Below are 14,658 nucleotides of genomic sequence, written 5' to 3' on the forward strand. Positions count from 1 at the left end.
CGGTGCCACGCCGGTGGGGCGTCCTCCCGCGTCGGTCCCTCCATCCCATCACAGGGTCGGCGGCGGATGCACGGGTCACAGGTCCGGTGGGGCCGGCGCGCAGCACGCGTGGCGTGTGGCGCCGTCGCCCGGGACGGGGAAGACTTGATGCGGCAGACGAGTGCGCTGTGACCGGAGGCCGAGCAGACGAGGGGAAGGACCGTTGAGATGTGTGGCCGCTACGTGATGGCCCGTGCGACCGGGGACCTGGTGGCCCGGGGCGGTGCCGAGCCGGATGAGGAGCTGGTGCTCCGCGAGAACTGGAACGTCGCCCCGACGGCCGAGGTGCCGATCCTGGTGGCGCATGCGGGGAACGCCGGGGCGGGTGACGGCGACGCCGCGGTGACGCGGCGGATCCATGTGGCCCGCTGGGGCCTGGTGCCGCCGTGGGCGAAGGAGCTGTCCGTGGGCTCGCGTGCGTTCAACGCCCGCTCCGAGACGGTGGCGCAGAAGCCGACGTTCCGGGCGGCCGTGCGTGCCCGCCGCTGCGCCGTGCCCGTGGAAGGCTACTACGAGTGGAAGGCCCCCGACCCGGGGCAGAAGGGCGCCGACGGGAAGGCGGCGAAGAAGCAGCCGTACTACGTGCACCCCGCCGGAGCCGGTGACGGCGAGGGGCCCGTCATCTGGTTCGCCGGCCTCTACGAGTGGTGGAAGGACCCGGAGGCTCAGGCCCGCGGCGAGGACCCGTGGGTGCTCTCCTGCTCCATCCTCACCTGCGCCTCCCCGGACCCGGAGGACGACGACGGCACCCTCGCCTCCCTGGGGCGTCTGCACGACCGTCTGCCCGTCCCCCTGGACGAGTCCCTGATGGCTGACTGGCTCGAGCCGGTGAAGCTCGCCTCCGCCGAGGAGGCGGAGGACCTCGTCGGGCGCGTGGTGGAGCGCGCCGAGTCCGTGGCGCGCGGCTGGCGGCTGCGCCCCGTCGGCACCGCCGTGGGCAACGTGCGGAACAACGGGCCGGAGCTGATCCGGCCGCAGGGAGGGGTGCAGGAACGCCTTGTCTGAGCGGCACGCGCAGGAGCCGGCCCGCGGGCAGGCAGGGCACGAGGAGACGGGGCCCGCGGACGATGTCGCCGTGCCCCGGCCTGCCGGGGCGAGGCCGTCCGGGGACGTGACGGCGCAGGCCGAGGCGACGGCGCCGCCGTCGGGCCTGGAGCAGCACCAGGTGTGGCTGTACCTGGGTGCGGCCGTGCTCGGCGGGGCCCTGGGCCTGGCGGTGCCGGGTGTGTCAGCGGTGACCGGTGTGCTGCTGTGGCCGCTGCTGGCGGCGCTGCTGTTCGCGACCTTCGTCCAGACCCCGCTGCAGCGGCTGCGTGAGGCCGGCCGGGACGGCCCCTGGCTCGGCACCGTGCTGGTGGCCAACGGGCTGGTGATGCCGGTGTTCGCCCTGTGCCTGGTGGCCGGGGTGGAGGTGTTCGGCAGAGTGCTCGTGGGCTCCGAGGCCCAGGTGACGGCCCTGGCGCTGGGACTGCTGCTGGTGCTCGCGGTGCCGTGCACGGACTGGTTCCTGACCTTCTCCTACCTGTCCTGGGGAGACCGGGCCGCGGCTGTGGTCATCACCCCCGTGAACCTGGTGCTGCAGCTGGTGAGCCTGCCCGTGTGGGTGTGGCTGTTCACGGTGCTGTGGGGAGGCATCGGTGCGGGCGTCGGAGGCGCCGGAGGGGGACTGCCGGGCCTCGGGGCGGCGCTGCTGAGCCCGGGCGTGATCACCGGGGCCGTGCTGGTGGTGCTGGTGCCGCTCGGAGCCGCCGCGTTCTTCGAGCGGTCGCTGCAGCGCTCGGCGGTGGGCGAGGCGCGGCGTGCGCGGCTGGCCCGCTGGCCGATCCCGCTGCTGACCGCCGTGGTCTTCCTCGTGGCCGCCGGCAGTGCGCCGGCGGTGGCCGAGGCGTCCGGCGTGCTCTGGGTCGGCGCGCTGGTGTGCGTGGTCTACCTCGGCGGCGCGGTGCTGGCCGGGACCGTGGCCGGGGACATCGCCGGACTGCCGCGCCCACAGCGCCGCACCCTCGTGTGCACGCTCGGCACGAGGAACTCGTTCGTGGTGCTGCCGATCGCCCTGGCACTGCCGGCCGGCTGGGAACTGGCCGGTGCGGCGATCGTGACGCAGTCGCTCGTCGAGCTGCTCGGCATGGGTCTGGTCAGCCGCTGGATGGCGGCCCGCGCGGTGCGGGGAGAGGAGGCGGCGCCGGCGCTGTGAGCAACGGCCCGGTCCCGGTCGGCAGGGCACGGCCCGGTCCCGGTCGGCTGGGCGCGGCTCGGTCCCGGTCGGCTGGGCGCGGCTCGGTCCCGGTCGGCTGGGCGCGGCCCCCGTCCCCTCGAAGGAGGGGACGGGGGCCGTCGTCGTGGCGGGACGCGCGTCAGCGCGCGGCGAGGATCAGCGCACGGTGAAGTCGATCGACTCGGTGTGGCGCTCGCCGTTGAGGTCCGTCACGGTGACCTCGGCGGTGTGCTCGCCGGCGGCCAGGTCCGACGGCAGCGGCAGGCGCCACAGGTGCATGGTGCGGTCGGCGAGGGAGCCGCCGTGCACCAGCTGCTCCTGGGCCGCAGTCGGGTCCGAGTACTCGGCGCCCACGCGGACCTCCTCGCCGTCCATCTCCTGGGTGCGGGTCGCGGGGACCGGTTCAGCTCCGTCCACGCTGACCTCGACCCGGGTGCCGGTGGCGCCCATGAACACGTTGGCGGTCAGCCAGGTTCCGGCCAGGTCCTCGGCGGCCACGGTGTGCGGGTCCGCCAGCGGCTTGGCGCCGCCCTTCTTGGCGTGGTCCTGGTTGGCCTCGAACCACTCGCGGTAGGCCGGGGTGTTCAGGCCGAGGCTCATCTGGTCGGAGCCGTCGTCGCCGCGGACGGTGAAGCGGGAGGCGATGCCCTCGGCGGTCAGGTCCAGGGTGACCACGCCGGGCAGGGCGCCGTCGCGCTGGGCGGCCAGCGGGTACCGGTCCCCGTCCACGAGGCGCCCGGAGTACCAGTCGCCGGAGATCGCGCCGGCCACCAGGTGGTCGAACGGCAGCCCGTCGATGCCGAACAGGTCCTTCCACCCGGCCACGAGGTCGCCGGCGCGCAGGTTCTCGGTGGAGTGGGTGTGGCCGCCGACCGTGATGACCTCACGGCCCTCGAGCAGCTCGTAGATCTCGGGCACCTGGTCGATCGAGTGGGTGGCCGAGGTGCTGTCCGCGAAGGACATCAGCGGCACGTGGGTGCCCAGCACGATCTTCTTGTCCTTCGGGGTCGCGGCGATGTCCTGGCGCAGCCACTCCATCTGGCGCTCGTCGATCGAGCCGTTGTAGCCGCTGGAGTCTGCGAGCGGGTACTCCACGGATGACAGGGCGATCACGTGGGCGTCACCGACGTCGTAGGAGTAGTACTCGGGCCCGAGGGCGGCGCGGAAGCTGTCGAAGGCGTGCTCGGAGTCCGGGGTGTCGAAGTCCAGGTCGTGGTTGCCGGGCAGGAACCAGGCCGGGCCGTTGAGCATGGAGGACAGCTCACGTGACTGCGGGTACAGGTCCGGGCGGTCTCCCACGATGTCGCCGATGAACAGGATGCCGCAGTCCGTGTAGTCGGTGCGCTCGGCCAGGTCCGCGAACGCGCCGGAGCGTGCGTACTCCACCTCCTGCTCGGTGTAGGTCTGGACGTCGCCGCCGATCAGGCAGCGCTGGTCCTCCTCGGCCATGCGCTCGTCCGCCACCACCGGGAAGTTCACGGCGGCCGGGAGCTCGCCGGTCGGGGCGATGCCGCCGTGCTCCAGCTCCGGGGAGCCGTCCGGCAGGTGGTGGTAGTGGAACTGCGGGACGTTGTCCGCGTCCACCGGGACGCGGTAGCCGGTGGGCTGGGTGACGAAGACCGTCATGTTGTCCCGGACGGGCAGCTCGTAGCGGCCGTGCTTGTCCGTGAGGACGACGTCCTCGCCGTTGGAGACGCGCACACCGGCCAGGCCCTTCTCCGAGGGGTGGCGGCGGGAGTCGCGGTCCGCGTCCACGAAGACGCGGCCGGTGAGCACGTTCGGGTCCTTCGGGCGGGAGTCGTGCGGGGTGCGGCGCACGTCCACCTGACCGCGGTAGGCGTCACGGTCCCAGTCGAACTCCTCCGGGGTGCCGGGGTGGTGCGGGTGCTTCGGCCCCTTGCCCGGGTGCTCCGGGTGGACCGGGTGCGGGTTCTTCGGCCCCTTGCCCGGGTGCTCCGGGTGGACCGGGTGCGGGCGGTGCTGCGGGGAGGAGGCCGGAGCGGCCGCAGCGCCGGCGGACTCGCTCTCGGCGACGGCGGACGGGGCGATGACGGCTGCGGAGAGCAGTCCGCCGGTCAGGGTCAGGGCGAGGGCTCCGGCGCCGAGGCGGGGGACGCAGGCGGTGGTCTTCACGATGTACCTCTGTTCTGCGGTTCTGTCGTCGGGGACAGCCCCGGGGCACGCGCCGTGAAGCGCGCCGTTCCCTCCGGCGTGCCCCCCCGCACGCCCCGGCGCGGCATCGAGCCTGACAGCACGGTGTGACGTGCCGGTGACGGCCGGATGAAGGGCACCGCACCGGCCCCCGACGCCCCAGTGACGCTTATCGTGTCCGGCCGCCTCCGTAGCTTCGGGAAAGCGATTCGAACACATGTTCGAGTAGCATGGTGGGTGCGGCCTTCCCAGCGCTTCCCGTCCAGGGCCCCTCGGGGCCTGCCGCTCCCACCGCCCGACGGCATCCCGCCGTCGGGTCCGCACACGCCGGTCCGCCGGCAGAACCGAGCAGGGAATCAGGGAGAAGACCATGGGAATCTTCACGCAGTCCGTCGCCGTGGAGTGCGCGCAGGACGGCACGCCGCACCGACTCCGCTGGAACGGTCGGGACTACGCGCTCGCCGAGCGTCCGGTGCGCTGGTACGAGCGCCGCCGCTGGTGGGCCGAGGAGCACCGGGCCGAGAAGGGCCGTGGCGCCGGCCTCGTGGACCACGAGATCTGGCGCCTCCAGGTCCGGCTCGCCCGTGCCGGCAACGCTCCGCTGCAGACCGTGGACGTCGCCCATCACCTGGACTCCGGCCGCTGGCGTCTGATCCGCATCCACGGCGGGGTCTGCCTGCCCCTCGTGGCCACCGCCTAGCCCGCACCTGTCCGCCGCCCCGTGAGGTGCGGGCCTTCGTCCGCCCGTCCTTCCCGACGCCGGCCCCTTCCCTCCGTCGTCCGCCTCACCCACGCCTGTCCGCGCTTCCCGTCGCGCTCTGTCCGCGCTTCCCGCCGTCCGGTCCGTCCGCCGTCATCGGGCGGTGCCGGTTCCGTCGAACAGGAGTGTCAGCATGACCGAGACCGCCGAGCCCTTCGCCCACCTGCAGGTCGCCAGCGCCTTCAGCGCGCACTACGGAGCGTCCTGGCCCGCCGAACTCGTCGCCGCCGCGGCTGCCGACGGGCAGCGCCTGCTCGCCTGCACCGACCGCGACGGCCTCTACGGCATGGCCAAGCACGTCTCCGCGTGCAGGGAGCACGGGATCGCCCCGATCGTCGGCGTGGACCTCGCCGTCACCTGGGCCGACCTCGCCCCCGGGGAACGGGCTGAGGAACAGGAGCCGGGGGCAGACGCCGGCCGCGTGGTCATCCTCGCCCGCGGCGGCTGCCAGGGCTCCGGGTACGCGGCGCTGTGCCGGGTGGTCTCGGCGGCGCACGCCCGCACCACGGGCGGCGCCGGCGGCGGGGTCCCGGTGCTCACGGTCGCCGAGCTGGCCGCGGCCGCCGCCGGCCCCGTGCCCACCGCCGCGGACCCGAAGAACCCGCCGACGCCCGAGCTGTTCGTCCTGCTCGGCCCGGACTCGGACGTCGGCCGGCACCTGGCCCGCCGCCGCTGGAACGCCGGCCTGCAGGGGCTGCGCCGTTGGAAGGCCGCTCTGCCCGCCCGCAGCCTGCACGTCAACGCGGTCAGCCACCTCTCCGCACCCGGGCGGCGGTGCGACACCGGGCACGCCGTGAAGATGGTCCGCGCCGCCGCGCAGGTCCGCGTCCCCGCCGTGCTCACCAACGCCGTCCGCTACGCCGCCCCGGACGGGGCCGCCACCGCCGACGTCCTGGACGCCGTCCGGGCCCTCAGCACCCTGGACGGGGCGCACGACCTGCAGCCCAACGGCCAGGGCTGGCTCAAGCCCACCGCGGCCATGCGGCGGATCGCCGCCGAGGTCGCGGACGCCGCGGACATCCGCCCTGCGGCCCTGCTCGCGGCCACCCAGGCCCTGGCCGAGGCCTGCGCCGTGGACCCCGGTGAGGACCTCGGATGGGGACGGCCGCGCGTGCCGGAGGCGGCCGTCGTCGGGATCGAGGGGGACCCGGCACGGGTGCTGCGGGAGCGGACCCTGGCGGGGGTGGCCGACCGCTACCCGGACCTGTTCACGGGCACGGCCTTCGCCGCCACGGCGGCCGGCCGGGAGCTCGAGGAGCGTGTGGAGCACGAGCTCGGGATCATCACCCGGCTCGGGTTCTCCGGGTACTTCCTCACGGTGGCCGAGGTGGTGCGGATGATCGAGGGCCGCGGCGTGCGCGTGGCGGCTCGGGGCTCGGGAGCGTCCTCGCTGGTCAACCACGCCCTGCGGATCTCGCACGTGGACCCCATGGCGCAGGGGCTGCTCATGGAGCGGTTCCTCTCGGACGACCGCTCGACCCTGCCGGACATCGACATCGACGTGGAGTCCGCCCGCCGCCACGAGGTCTACCGGGCGCTGTTCGAACGGTTCGGACAGCAGCGCACCACCCTGATGAGCATGCAGAACGCCTACCGGGCCCGCGGCGCCGTGCGGGACGCCGGGCTCGCCCTGGGCATGCCGGACACGGAGGTGGACGCGGTGGCCAAGCAGCTGTGGCGGTTCTCCGCCGCCCACTTCCGCGACGCCCTCGAGCGCATGCCGGAGCTGCGCGGCTTCGCCGAGCGCCTCGAGTCCGGGCGCCGCGAGGGCAGCCGGCAGCTGGACCTGCTCGTGGACCTCACCGAGCGCCTGGACCGGCTGCCGCGGCACATCTCCATGCACCCGTGCGGCGTGATCCTCGGGGACGCCTCCCTGCTGAAGCGCACCCCCGTGCAGCCCTCCGGCCTCGGCCTGCCCATGAGCCAGTTCGACAAGCACGACATGGACCCCATGGGCATGCTCAAGCTCGACGTCCTCGGCGTCCGCATGCAGTCCGCCATCGCCTACGCCCTCCAGGAGGTCGCCCGCACCACCGGCGAGCAGGTGGACCTCGAGCAGGTTCCCTTGGACGACCCCGCCACCTACGAGATGATCCGCACCACCCACACGCTCGGCTGCTTCCAGATCGAGTCCCCGGGCCAGCGGGAGCTGATCGGCAAGCTCGCCCCGGAGCGGTTCGAGGATCTCATCGTGGACATCTCCCTGTTCCGCCCCGGCCCCATGCAGTCGGACATGGTGCGCCCCTTCCTGGAACAGCGGCACGGGTGGGCGCCGGCCCACTACCCGCACCCGGACCTCGTTCCCGTGCTCGCCGAGACCCACGGGGTCACCGTGTTCCACGAGCAGGTGCTGCGCACCTTCGACGTCATGACCGGCTGCGGCCTTGCCAAGGCCGACGAGCTCCGCCGTCTCATCGGCTCCGACGCCGAGACCCGTGTGGAGGAGTTCTTCCGCTCCCGGGCCCTGTCCCGCGGCTACAGCCTCGACGTCATCGACGAGGTCTGGGCCACCCTCCACGCCTTCGGCTCCTTCGGGTTCTGCAAGGCGCACGGGGCGGCGTTCGCGGTGCCCACCTACCACTCGGCCTGGCTGAAGACGCACCACCCGGAGGCGTTCATGGCCGCGATCCTCGAGCACGACCCCGGGATGTACCCCGCCCGTCTCATGATCGCCGAGGCCCGCCGCATGGGCATCCCCGTGCTCCCCGTGGACGTGAACCGCTCCTCCGACCACGTCCGCGTCGAATGGGTGCCGGACCATCCCGAGCTCGGACTGCCGCCCCGCGGCGGAGGCCACGGGGGAACGCCCGAGACCCTCTTCCCGACGACGGCACCCGCCTCCGCCGGTGGGCCGGCAGGAGGAGGCGAGGCGGCCGTCGTCGGGGAACCGCCTGTGCCGGGGCCGTCTGCGCAGGAGGCGTCTGCACAGGGGGCATCTGCGCAGGGGGCGTCTGCGCAGGGGGCGTCCCGCGGGCCGGGACGCTGGGGGATCCGTCTGCCGATGAGCGCGCTGTCCGGGCTGAGCGAGGCCGAGGTGCGGCGGCTCGTGGACGGGAGGCCCTACACGAGCCTGGCCGACGTGCGCGACCGTGCCCGGCCGACCGCCCGCAACCTCGAACGGCTCGCGCAGCTCGGGGCGCTGGACTTCCTGCTGCCGCCGGGCGGGGCCTCGCGCACGGACCTCGTGCACCACCTGGAGATGCAGCACTCCGCCGGCTATGGCTCGGGTCCGGGGCGGCTCGCCACGACGTCCCGGAAGGCACGGCCGCGGCAGGTGGACGGGCAGCTGTCCCTGGACCTGCCGGATGTGGAGCTGCAGTCGCTGACGCCGATGTTCCCGTCCCCGCGGAACGCGGACCGGGTGCGCACCGAGCTCGACCTCACCGCCCTCGACGTCACCGCACACCTCATGGACTCCCACGCCCCCTACCTGGAGGCGCTCGGGGTGACGAAGGCGGAGCGGCTGCTCTCGCTGCGGTCCCGGTCGCGGGTGCTGGTCGCAGGGGTGCGCGTGGCCACCCAGACACCGCCGATGCGCAGTGGCCGGCGCGTCGTGTTCGTCTCCGTGGACGACGGCACCGGCTGTGTGGACACCTCCTTCTTCACCGAGGCCCAGCACGCCTCGGGGGAGATGCTGTTCTCCTCCCGGCTGCTGCTGATCGAGGGGACCGTGCGCCGCACCGGAGCGAAGGCCGTGTCCGTGCAGGCCGTGCGCGCCTGGGACCTCCACCGGCCCGAGACCCTGCCCGACCCCGACTACCTCGACTCCACCCGCGATGCCTGGGCCCGCTGGCTCCGGGCAGACCGGGAGGCTGCTCGACGGCGGGCGGCGGAGAGGGACGGTGTGCTGGTCGGCGCACGAGCCCACCCCGACCGCCTGCCGGAGGTGCCCCACCATGCGACGGGCCACTGGCCCGTCAAGGCCGACGTCGGCCGGGTCGCCCGCGACCTCGACGTCGCTCTCGCCGGCGCACAGGCCGGCGGCGAGCTGCCCTGGCCGGTCCGCAGGTCCGATGACCGTGCCGTCCCGGTGCCCCACCCGGACACCTGGGAGCTGCTTCCGACGCCGGACGGCTGACCGGGGTGCGTGCCGGGCCGCAGGGTCTTGTCCGCAGGACACGTGAGGACAGTGCGGGCCCGGTCGCCGGTGGCGCTTATCGTGTCCGGCCCGGATGTTCGAATGTATGGACGAAAGGAGGTGGGGTGCATGGCACTCGCAACAGAGACGATGAACAAGGCCGGGGACGAGCGGCCACCCGGCACCGTGCGCCCCGGAAGTCTCCGGGACCGGCGTGATCCCCGCGCCCGCCACTTCCCGAACATGCCCATGGCCCACGAGGTCGCCGTCGCACAGCGACTGGCCGACCACGTGGTGCGCCGGCTCGAAGGGCCGGACTGGTGGGCCACCGGAGAGCAGGAGGACCTGCCCGAGCTGATCTCAGACGTCGAACGGCTGGCTCGGACCGTGGCGGCGGCCCAGGCGATGCTGGCCGGACACGTCGCGAAGGCGCACGAGAACGAGGCCGACCGCGAGGAGATCCTCGGCGTGCCCCGGGGCAAGAGCGCCCACCGGGATGCCGCCGACTACCTCCGCAGCACCCTGCGCGTGGATCGCCGCGAGGCGAAGCGGCGCATCGCGCGGGCGGCCGCGACCCGTGAGCAGCAGGCCTTCGTTACCGCGCCGGTGACCCCGCCCCAGCTGCCGGCCGTCGCCGCGACGATGAGCCGCGGGCACGTGGACCCCGCCGCCGGCGACGTGGTGGTCAAGACCCTCACCGAGGCGCGCACAGACGCCCGTCTCGCCGGAGTGCCGGACACCGAGGCCGACGCCATGATCGCCAGCGCCGACCGGCTCCTGTCCGAGCAGCTCACCTGCCTGGACGCCGACTCGATTCGCCGCCTCTGCCAGCGCTGGCGCCAGAACGTGGACGCCGTCGTGATGTCGGACCACGGCGCGCCCACAGAGGCCGAGCTCAACGCTGCGCAGGGCATGTTCTACCGGGGCCGACGTCGAGGGCTCCACCGGTGGGAGCTGCTCGTCACCGACGCACAGAACGAGGTGCTGCAGACCCTCGCGTCAGCGGCCACCAACCCCCGGGCTGACCGGGAGGCCGGCGGTGGCCGGTCCGGCAGCCGAACGGCCGCCACACCGCACACCGATCCGCACACCGATCCGCGGACCCGCGGCCAGAAGCAGGCCGACACCGTGATCAGCGCCCTGCAGTCGGCCCTCGCGCACGCCGGCTCCGACGTGCTTCCGAGCAGCGGCGGCCACCGTCCGCAGCTGCTCGTCACCATCGACTACGAGACGCTGCTGCGTCAGGTCAGCGATGCCGTCCTGGGTGCCGACGGCACCGGCACCGACCCCGCGTGGACGAACGGCACCGTCGCTGGGTGGACGAACGGCACCGTCCCTGGGCGGACGAACGGCACCGCCCCCGGGAGGACGGGCGGAATGGGGGCCGCCGGCGTGGCGTTCGGAGCGGGGGCCGCCGGCGTGGCGTTCGGAGCCGCACACGGCCGGGCCCTGTCCTGCATGGACTTCACCGGTCCGGTCGATCCGCGGCAGATCCGTCGCATCGCCTGCGACGCAGACATCATCCCCGCCGTGCTCGGCGGTGAAGGCGAGATCCTCGACCTCGGCCGGGCCCGCCGACTCTTCACCCGTGCCCAGCGCAAGGCCATCACCGCCCGCGACGGCGGATGCGCCGCCCCCGGCTGCACCATCCCGGCGGCCTGGTGCGAGGTCCACCACATCGACCACTGGGAGCACGGGGGTCCGACCGACGTGGACAACGGGGTGCTCCTCTGCTCACACCATCACCACGCGGTCCACTCCGGGTGGTGGGAGATCGACGTCGAGGACGGTGTTCCCTGGTTCACCCCGGCCCGGCACCTCGACACGGATCGGACGCCGAGACGGAACCAGTACCACCGGACGCGGGGACATCCGCGGCACGAGTAGCGCAGGAGGCAGGGACCGCGGGCGGGTCGTGGGGTCGTGGGCCTTCCTGTGCCTGCCTGCCCGAACTCCTGCCCGTCTGCCCGTACGCATGCCCGCCTGCCCGGGTCTAGACTTGTCCCGGCTGGCGGTGGCCCCCGTATGCCACCAGCCCTGAAGCCTGATGTGAACAAGGAGCACCCATTGTCCGACCCGAAGAAGATCCTCATCACCCTCGACGGAGAGATGCGGGAGGTGGCTGAGGGCACCACCGGTCTGGAGCTCTACAAGGACCAGAAGACCACCGTCGTCATGCGCGTCGACGGCCATCTCTGGGACCTGTCGCGTGAGGTCCCGGTGGGCGCCTCCGTCGAGGCCGTGGATATCTCGGAGCCGGACGGGCTCAACGTCCTGCGTCACTCGACCGCCCACGTCATGGCCCAGGCCGTGCAGCAGCTGCGCCCGGACGCCAAGCTCGGCATCGGTCCGTACATCACGGACGGCTTCTACTTCGACTTCGACGTCGCCGAGCCCTTCACCCCGGAGGACCTGAAGGCGATCGAGAAGCTCATGCTGAAGATCGTCAACCAGAACCAGATGTTCGCCCGCCGCGTCGTCACCGAGGACGAGGCCCGTGAGGCCATGGCGGCCGAGCCGTACAAGCTCGAGCTGCTCGGCAAGAAGGACAATGCCGAGAACGCCGGCGAGGGCGCCTCCGTCGAGGTCGGCGTCGGCGAGATCACCATCTACGACAACGTGGACCGCAGGTCCGGCGACGCCGTCTGGTGCGACCTCTGCCGCGGCCCGCACCTGCCGAACACGAAGCTGATCTCCAACGCCTTCGCGCTCACCCGCTCGGCCGCCGCCTACTGGCTCGGCAACGAGAACAACAGGCAGCTGCAGCGCATCTACGGCACCGCCTGGCCCACCAAGGCGGACCTCAAGGCCTACCAGGAGCGCCTGGCCGAGGCCGAGCGCCGCGACCACCGTAAGCTCGGCGCCGAGCTGGACCTGTTCTCCTTCCCGGACGAGCTGGGCTCCGGCCTGCCGGTCTTCCATCCGCGCGGCGGCGTCATCAAGCGCGAGATGGAGGACTACGTCCGTCAGCGGCACATCGAGGAGGGCTTCCAGTACGTCGGGACCCCGCACATCTCGAAGGACGGCCTGTTCCACACCTCGGGTCACCTGCCGTACTACGCGGACACCATGTTCCCGCCGCTGAAGGTGGACGAGGAGCGCGACGAGGACGGCAACATCACCCGTCAGGGGCAGGAGTACCGCCTCAAGGCGATGAACTGCCCCATGCACAACCTCATCTTCCGCTCCCGGGGCCGCTCCTACCGCGAGCTGCCGCTGCGCCTCTTCGAGTTCGGCCATGTGTACCGCCACGAGAAGTCCGGTGTGGTCCACGGGCTGACCCGTGTGCGGGGCTTCGCGCAGGACGACTCGCACTCGTACGTGACCCGCGAGCAGGCGCCGGCCGAGGTCAAGCACCTGCTGGACTTCATCCTCGGGCTGCTCAAGGACTTCGGCCTGGACGACTTCTACCTGGAGCTGTCCACCCGCGACCCGGAGTCGGACAAGTTCATCGGCACCGACGAGCAGTGGGCCGAGGCGACCTCCGTGCTCGAGACCGTGGCCCGCGAGACCGGCCTGGAGCTCGTCCCGGATCCGGGTGGAGCCGCCTACTACGGACCGAAGATCTCGGTGCAGGCCCGCGACGCCATCGGCCGCACCTGGCAGATGTCGACCGTCCAGTACGACTTCAACCAGCCGGCCCGCTTCGGCCTCGAGTACCAGGCCGCGGACGGCTCCCGCCAGGAGCCGGTCATGATCCATGCCGCGAAGTTCGGGTCGATCGAGCGCTTCTTGGGCGTGCTCACCGAGCACTACGCCGGCGCCTTCCCGGCCTGGCTCGCCCCGGAGCAGGTCGTCGCCGTCCCGGTGGCCGAGGCGTTCAACGACTACCTCGCCGAGGTCGTGGACAAGCTCAGGGCCGAGGGCATCCGCGCCCGCCTGGACGACTCCTCCGACCGCTTCCCCAAGAAGATCCGCACCGCCTCGAAGGAGAAGGTGCCGTTCGTGCTCATCGCCGGCGGCGAGGACGCCGAGGCCGGCGCCGTGTCCTTCCGCTTCCGTGACGGCTCGCAGGACAACGGCGTGCCGGTGGACGAGGCCGTCGCCCGCATCGTGAAGGCGGTGCGCGACCGCGAGGTGACCCCGTGATCCAGCCCCCCCACGACGCCCCCGACGCCGGACGGCAGTCGCCGACCGGCGCCACGGACGCGCCCGCGGCGGGCCACGGCCTTCCCGACGACGGCCGGGCCACCGACCAGCACACCCTCGCCGGGGTGCCCGACGCCTTCTCGCGACTCTGGAACGCCCATCGGATGGCATACGTATCCAAGGGGCAGGAGCAGGTCAAGGACGAGCACACCTGCCCGTTCTGCGCCGGCCCGTCCCGCTCGGACGAGGACAGCTTGATCCTGCACCGAGGCGAGACCTGCTTCGTGCTGCTCAACCTCTACCCGTACAACCCGGGCCACCTGCTGATCTGCCCCTACCGCCACGTGCCCCTGTACACGGACATCACGGCAGAGGAGACCGCGGAGATGGCGCGCCTGACCCAGACGGCCATGGTCGCCCTGGAGAAGGTCGCGAACCCCGCCGGCTACAATCTCGGCATGAACCAGGGCGCGGTCGGCGGCGCCGGCATCGCGGCCCACCTGCACCAGCACGTCGTGCCGCGCTGGTCCGGGGACGGCAACTTCCTGCCGATCATCGCCCAGACCAAGAACATGGCACAGACTCTCGGCCAGACCTGGGAGCTGCTCCACACCGCCTGGGACGAGGCCGCCGCGGAGTTCGCCGCGCGGCAGGACGGGGACGCCTCCTGATGCTGGACCGCCGTGCCCGCGGGGCCACGAACCGCATCTTCACGCCTCCGGCGCGGCTGCTGCTGCGCTGGGGTGTGACCCCGGACGCGGTCACGGTGGCCGGAACGCTGGGCGTGGTCGTCGGTGCACTGGCGCTCTTCCCCGTCGGACACCTCTTCTGGGGCGTCATGGTGATCACTCTCTTCGTGTTCTCCGACGTCCTCGACGGCGTCATGGCCCGGCTTTCCGGCACCACCGGCCGCTGGGGGTCCTTCCTGGACTCGACCCTGGACAGGGTGCAGGACGCGGCGGTCTTCCTGGGGCTGATGTGGTGGGCCTTCGGGGTGGGGGAGCAGACCGTCCTCGGCGTCGCCGCCTCCCTCTGCCTGGCGTCGGGCATGCTCGTCTCCTATGTCCGTGCCAAGGCTGAGGCACTCGGGTTCACCGCAGACACCGGCATCGCAGAACGGGCCGAGCGTCTCATCGTCACCCTCGTGGCCGCGGGGCTCGTGGGCATCGGCGTGCCGGCGGTCGTTCTGACCGTCGTTCTCTGCCTTCTGGCCGCCGCCTCGTTCGTGACTGTGGTCCAACGCATGGTCACCGTGCGTCGTCAGTGGCTGACGGCACACGAGACGTGAGCCCCCTGCGTGGGACGCCACGCGCCTGGCCGGCCCCG

General features: G+C 72.8%; 9 protein-coding genes. 8 read left to right on the forward strand and 1 reads right to left on the reverse strand.

Features of this window, described 5'->3' with window-relative positions; genetic code table 11:
- Window positions 1-207 precede the first annotated feature (207 nt).
- Both CEQ11_RS07330 and CEQ11_RS07335 read left to right on the forward strand, forming a co-directional pair.
- Entirely contained in the window at window positions 208-1,044 is an 837-nt protein-coding gene (locus CEQ11_RS07330; RefSeq protein ID WP_088478216.1) for an SOS response-associated peptidase, read from the forward strand.
- Window positions 1,037-2,233, forward strand: coding sequence for an arsenic resistance protein (locus CEQ11_RS07335; RefSeq protein WP_227718790.1), 1,197 nt, complete (start codon window positions 1,037-1,039; stop codon window positions 2,231-2,233). Before CEQ11_RS07330 ends, CEQ11_RS07335 begins: the two co-directional genes overlap by 8 nt.
- Before the next feature lie 177 nt (window positions 2,234-2,410).
- On the opposite strand, the gene CEQ11_RS07340 is transcribed toward CEQ11_RS07335, so the two are convergent.
- Entirely contained in the window at window positions 2,411-4,387 is a 1,977-nt protein-coding gene (locus tag CEQ11_RS07340; protein WP_227718791.1) for a calcineurin-like phosphoesterase family protein, read from the reverse strand.
- 388 nt (window positions 4,388-4,775) lie between these two features.
- On the opposite strand from CEQ11_RS07340, the gene CEQ11_RS07345 reads away from it, so the two are divergent.
- From CEQ11_RS07345 to pgsA, 6 genes are all read left to right on the forward strand, one after another.
- Window positions 4,776-5,105 carry a DUF6504 family protein gene (locus tag CEQ11_RS07345; protein ID WP_067190157.1) on the forward strand — a complete coding sequence of 110 codons (330 nt, stop codon included), beginning with the start codon at window positions 4,776-4,778 and terminating at the stop codon, window positions 5,103-5,105.
- Window positions 5,106-5,298: 193 nt separating this feature from the next.
- Window positions 5,299-9,243 (forward strand): DNA polymerase III subunit alpha, encoded by a 3,945-nt coding sequence (locus tag CEQ11_RS07350; RefSeq protein ID WP_102957504.1) that lies wholly within the window; start codon window positions 5,299-5,301, stop codon window positions 9,241-9,243.
- Between the two features lie 129 nt (window positions 9,244-9,372).
- Entirely contained in the window at window positions 9,373-11,130 is a 1,758-nt protein-coding gene (locus tag CEQ11_RS13145) for an HNH endonuclease signature motif containing protein (RefSeq protein WP_227718792.1), read from the forward strand.
- 180 nt (window positions 11,131-11,310) lie between these two features.
- Complete coding sequence (gene thrS, locus CEQ11_RS07360; RefSeq protein ID WP_070638960.1) at window positions 11,311-13,332, forward strand: threonine--tRNA ligase; 2,022 nt, start codon at window positions 11,311-11,313, stop codon at window positions 13,330-13,332.
- A gap of 125 nt (window positions 13,333-13,457) precedes the next feature.
- Entirely contained in the window at window positions 13,458-14,003 is a 546-nt protein-coding gene (locus tag CEQ11_RS07365) for an HIT domain-containing protein (RefSeq protein WP_227718906.1), read from the forward strand.
- Entirely contained in the window at window positions 14,003-14,620 is a 618-nt protein-coding gene (gene pgsA / locus CEQ11_RS07370; protein ID WP_088478218.1) for a phosphatidylinositol phosphate synthase, read from the forward strand. Before CEQ11_RS07365 ends, pgsA begins: the two co-directional genes overlap by 1 nt.
- The last annotated feature ends 38 nt before the right edge of the window (window positions 14,621-14,658 follow it).

The organism is Micrococcus sp. FDAARGOS_333 (assembly GCF_002206575.2).
Lineage (GTDB): Bacteria > Actinomycetota > Actinomycetes > Actinomycetales > Micrococcaceae > Micrococcus > Micrococcus lylae.